The organism is Arthrobacter sp. P1_B4 (genome assembly GCF_056406555.1).
Map to the genome: position 1 here is coordinate 1 of NZ_JBFTZW010000141.1, position 5,213 is coordinate 5,213.

Sequence of the window (5,213 nt, forward strand, 5' to 3'; positions counted from 1 at the left end):
CTCGCGAGAGCCGAGTCCGAGCAGCCGTAAAGCATTTCCAGAAGATAGGAGAGCATGACCTCACGATAGTCGCTGGGGGTCTACTGCCATCGGCCGAAGTAGAGTACAGCAAGACGTTTCTAAGCTCCTATCCGGAGCGTCAGCGCTCCACGGATATGTCGTACACCAATCGGATGGCACGACTTTTGGCCGGAATTGGATCCGAGGTACGTGCACTACTGGCCGGAATTACGTATCTCGGTCCGCTCCGCTCAGCCCCCAAGCGCTACTACGACCGCGCCTCCAGCGGAGATCGACCGGGAGACGGATATGACACTGCCATGCTTCTCTACAACAACAGCGTCGTCGTCGAAGGCGTAAATGAGTGGCTGACGCACCTGGAAGTTCCTTATGACCTCCAGATGCTACCCATTGAGGCTCAGGCAGGCGTGGCATCGTTAGTGGGCGACCTCGTCGTTATGGCCCTAACCGATACCCGCTCGGGTGTGCAGGTGACGCCAGCTGATGTTGGATATGGTGTCAGCCAGATGCTTCCGATTGTCGTCAAGCTACTGGCAGAGACAGACTCCGTGGTATGCATCGAGCAGCCCGAGACTCACCTCCACCCGCGGCTCCAAGCGCGGCTCGCGGACCTGCTTATCGCGTCTTCTTCTGCCGAGGGGCAAGGCAACCAACTCATCGTCGAAACCCACAGTGAACACCTCATGTTGCGCGTGCAGCGCCGGATCCGGGARGGTTCCCTCGCGCCTGCTGACGTCGCCGTGTTGTACGTCGACCAAGACGCTTCGGGTCGTGCCGACGTGCTGCGCATCCGGCTGAGCGAGGACGGCGAATTTCTGGACGAATGGCCGGAGGGGTTTTTCGAGGAGCGGCTGGACGAGATATTCGGAGAGGGCCACTGAATGCTTGCGACTATTGCCTTGTCCGCGGAGGCCATCGGGGATCTATCCCAGGGGCCGCCGTCGCATCAGAGGAAGCACCATCGAGAATTTACTGAGTTGCTTATGAAGCATGCGGTGCTTGTCTTTGGTAGCGAGCATGAGAAAAATGCGTTCAGCCGTTCGATTCGAGCCGGGGACGGAATCCCGACAGTGAGCCGCCAAGTCTGGAATGCTGTCATCGCTGACTTTGCGGTGAAGTCGCGGCTCAGAGTAAGCAATCCTCCCGTGGAGTTCCCGCTCTCCTCGCTCACGTCCCTGCAAGATCTCTACGTCGAATGGAAGCATAAGGCGAAAATTGTGGTTGTCCGCGAGGAGCTCTCGCCAAACATGAAACTCGATGAACAAGAATCGGGGGTCCTCGAAGGCGCTGCTTTGGAGGTGGCCACGCCCATCACACTCTCTGAAGGAAAGATTATCCGTTCCTTGGAGGACATGGAGCGCCGAGGAAGGCACAGGTATGGCGCGCCGCGGGAAGAATTTTGGTCACATGTCCTAGCGCCTTTGGCGCAGTGCACACGCAACGTGGTCATCACTGATCGTTATGTCTTTCATCGAATGTGGGACGCCGCCGATGAGAATCGCCGGCGCGATACACCTGAGCACGTCTCCTGGCTCCTTGAACGTCTAGACTCCGCTCTATTGCCGGGAGCCAGCGTGAAGCTCATTGGGCAACGCCGTCGTCATGACAACCGGGAAAACAAGAGCCGATGGTCGGCACAGCAGACTGCGGCGATGATTCGGGACGTCTGGACACGAACAGAGACAAAAAGGATCGAGAGATTGGAAGTTGTCTTAGCCGAGCCGCGTGGTGAACGCCCTCACGATAGGCATATTAGATTTGGGGACATTGCCGCAATCGACATCAACGCGGGAGTGGACATGCTCTGTGAACCCACGGTCAGAAAGCGCGAGGGTATGAAGTGGTCCTACGGCTACATGCCTAGCGAGCTCAACGTCTACAAAGACGCCGCAAGATGGCTAGAGGCCGCGCCGTCGTCCAGGTCGCTTGTCGTCTCCTAGTCCACTCCTCACGAGCCTCGCGCAAAACGACGCCGTCGCAGCCCGGCTACCCCGGCTCTTAATGCGACACATCTTGTGGCCGTTATTCGCCGACCAGAGTCTGCGATTCCATCTTTTACCTCTTCTTCACTACTGGGACGATCAGCCGCGACTGACGGAAGCTGCTCGAGGAGAGCGGTATGATAAACGTGAACGGATCACAGATTGCAACGTTCATAGCCGACAACGAAATCGGGATCGTCGGCAGCCAGTTCGATGAGAAAGCGGCACGAGCGTGGATCGCTTTGCGCTCATTATGCTTACCTCGCGTCGAGCGCCCGAAACTTGCCACCTGTATCCCGGATCCCTACGTTGTGCGAGTGGACTACGACCTGCAGCGTCGACGTAGCAGATCGATGCTTCAAGGCCTGAACAACAGCGCATCAGACGGACACAGTGAGAACGACACCGGGTTCGGCGCGACCACCCGTAACTAGGATCGAGGTGGATGCGAGGAAGGCATCGGGGTCACGACCGTCGTAAGTCAGCCCCGGCAGCATGAACGAGAAGTTGGGCGTGTTCGGTTAGAACGAGTCCCACCGGTCCTGCCGCGCCCCCAGAGCATCCCGCCGCTCCAGCACCTAGTGCTCCACGCCGTGCCGGGTGAGCCAGTAACTCGTGGCCAGCCCCGCCGGCCCGGCGCCCACTTTCAGGAATGGCCTCGCACCGAAACGGCGCTGGCTGGTCGCCTCCCTAAACTCCGAAGGTCCGTTCCCCCAAAAGTGCGAGACAATGGAAGTCCCGAGCCACGAAAGCGGGCCACCTTGATTAGTCTCCATCACGATGCCGACGGCTTCGCCCGGCTGACTCCATGGGACTGAGCGGGGCCGGCGGCGCCGGCCATCTCGATCCACTGCTGTATCCGTGGGACCCGCCCGTGGCCTCGGGTGTCATGGACGGCAATGACTTCCGGCCCCTTGAGCTTTCTGCCGGCCTGGATGAAGCCCTCGCGCAAGCCAGGGCGGCACCGCTGGAAGCCCGTTCCCTGGTGGTGTCCATCGGTTCGAATTCAAGCGCCGACGTGATGCGGCAGAAATTCGCCAACTACCACCAGCCTGTCAGCGCGGTCCTGCCGCTGGTCCGGGGGCAGGTCCTCAACATCGCCGTTGGCCACTCCGCCCACGTGAGCAAGGCCGGCTACATCGCCGCCGCCCCGTATCCGCTGATGGGAGAGTGCACAGCGGTCTGGCTTTCGTGGCTGGACGATGTCCAACTGATGGCCCTCGACGAAACGGAGCCCAACTACCGGCGGATCCCGCTCGACGGCGAAGCCTGCCCGCTCGTGGCGGACCACGGGGAACGTCCGGAGGAGTTTTCGCTGTTCACCTCGCGCTGGGGCGTGCTGACCGACGGCGACGGCGGGACGCTTCCCTTCCTCGACCAGCCTGCGCTCTTCGGGCTCCTCGCCGGCAGCGGCACCGGGGACCTTCTGGAGGAGGGGAAATCCGTGTTCGACGGGCCGCCGGAGCTTGTTGCCGAGCAACTCGCGATACCCTCGGTCCAGGCATGGGCCAGGGAGTGGTTCAACTCGGCCGGCCTGGCCGCGCCGGTGGACTTCGACCGGCCTTGCACTGGGTAGCCACCCCTCCGGAACGTGGCCTTCACCGGGCGGCGATGTTGCCGGCGATGTGCTGCGCAATGTATTCGGCATCGCGGCCCACGCCCGCCACGATGGACGAGCCGTGCCCGGTCAGCCACGGCAATCCGACGGCGTACAAGCCCGGGTGTTCGGTGACGCCGCGGTGGTGCCGGGGGTAGTTCCATTCGTCCAGCACTGGGATGTCCAGGATGCTGAAGTCCAGCCGGTAGCCCGTGGCCCAGAGGACCGAGGTGACGTTGGCGGCTTCGAGGTTCAGCCGCGCCGGCTCCGAAGGAAGCCAATCGTCCCTGCGCGGCGGCTCCGGCTCCGGTGCCGACCGGCCGGTGGCGGCAATATAGCTGTCGAACATCGGCTTCATCCGCTGGTAGAACGCCGCCTCCACCAGGGCCAGGCGGTCCGGAAGGTCATCACTGAAGACGAGGTCGCCGTCGTCGGCTGCTTCCAAATGGCCGTGCAGCCGGACGCCGCGCCGGCCGAGGTCCCGCAGGTGGATGTCGTGGCCGCCGTCGGCGCCGGACACCAGCGGGTTGCAGACGAACCTCGCCGCGGGGGAGGGCAACTGCCCCACGGTGAGGCCGTTCAGTCCGTAGTCGGGGCCAAATTGTGCAAGCTGCATCATCCAATAGAGGAGGTCCTGGCCGCGGTACCGGCGCGGTGCTTCCGGGCACGTGGACACCGCCAGATGGATGTCGCGGCCGACGGCGAGCAGTTCCTCGGCGATCTGGCCGCCGGACTGGCCGGTGCCAACGATGAGCACGGCACCGTCGGGCAGTTGGCTCGGGTTGCGGTAGCTGTCGGTGTGAAGTTGCAGGATGTGGCTGGGCAGTTGCGCCGACAGCGCGGGGATTTTCGGCTGCTGGTAGCCGCCGGTAGCGAGCACCACGTTCCGGGCCCGCCAGCTGCCCCGGGTTGTGGCCACGTCGAAGCCGCCGCCATCCGCGGGCGCGATACGCGTGACATCCTCTCCTGTTCGGACAGGGGCGTCGATGCTCTCCGCATAGTGCCGGAAATGGCCGATCAGGTCATCCCGCAGCATGAATGCTTCCGGGGCGGGGCCGTCATACGGCATGCCGGGCAGCGCGAGCGAGAAGTTCGGCGTGTTCAGGCAAAACGCGTCCCACCGGTCCTGCCACGCCCCGCCAAGCGTTTCGCGCTGTTCCAGCAACTGATGTTCGACGCCGGCCCGGCTTAGCCAGTAGCTCGTGGCCAGGCCAGCCTGCCCGGCCCCGATGATAAGGGTGTTGACGCTTTGCGGAGCCGCATGTCGGGCGGCCGTCGGGGTCTCCATGGTTCTTCTCCCGTAGCCAAGGTGCAGGGCTGGCTTTGTTGGCAGGATATGCCCGCAGCTTCGCTACGTACAGGTGCCCGGCGCCGGCTTGGGACCCCAAGCGTGGTGTTCGTCAAGGGTGTTCTGGTTGAGTGCGGACCGCTACCTTTTTCCTATGGCCATGGGCAAGCAACGGTCCTCTGACCCCCTGCAGGATTTTCTACTCAGAAGGAGTGGGAAAGGTCATGAATCGACGAACCAAAATCTTCTTTGGTGTGATCGTCCTGTTGCTGGTGGTCGGTGGGGCGGCAATATTTGTCTTCGACAACACAAAAAGGAGTAGGGC

General features: G+C 62.4%; 4 protein-coding genes. 3 read left to right on the forward strand and 1 reads right to left on the reverse strand.

Features of this window, described 5'->3' with window-relative positions; all coding sequences use genetic code 11:
• The 3 genes from AC1D1W_RS19765 to AC1D1W_RS19775 all read left to right on the forward strand — a co-directional run.
• Nucleotides 1-902, forward strand: a 902-nt coding sequence (locus tag AC1D1W_RS19765) for an AAA family ATPase (protein WP_476944589.1), incomplete at its 5' end; no start/stop codon positions are given.
• Nucleotides 903-1,961: a hypothetical protein gene (locus AC1D1W_RS19770; RefSeq protein ID WP_476944590.1), complete on the forward strand. Its 1,059-nt coding sequence runs from the start codon at nt 903-905 to the stop codon at nt 1,959-1,961.
• 850 nt (nt 1,962-2,811) lie between these two features.
• Complete coding sequence (locus AC1D1W_RS19775) at nt 2,812-3,579, forward strand: hypothetical protein (RefSeq protein WP_476944591.1); 768 nt, start codon at nt 2,812-2,814, stop codon at nt 3,577-3,579.
• A 22-nt stretch (nt 3,580-3,601) separates the two neighbouring features.
• On the opposite strand, the gene AC1D1W_RS19780 is transcribed toward AC1D1W_RS19775, so the two are convergent.
• Nucleotides 3,602-4,888 (reverse strand): flavin-containing monooxygenase, encoded by a 1,287-nt coding sequence (locus AC1D1W_RS19780; RefSeq protein ID WP_476944592.1) that lies wholly within the window; start codon nt 4,886-4,888, stop codon nt 3,602-3,604.
• Nucleotides 4,889-5,213: the final 325 nt, after the last annotated feature.

Coding starts and splice junctions, on each gene's coding strand:
- AC1D1W_RS19770 (WP_476944590.1), top strand. CDS start 903: ATGCTTGCGACTATTGCCTTGTCCGCGGAGGCCATCGGGGATCTATCC.
- AC1D1W_RS19775 (WP_476944591.1), top strand. CDS start 2,812: ATGGGACTGAGCGGGGCCGGCGGCGCCGGCCATCTCGATCCACTGCTG.
- AC1D1W_RS19780 (WP_476944592.1), bottom strand. CDS start 4,888: ATGGAGACCCCGACGGCCGCCCGACATGCGGCTCCGCAAAGCGTCAAC.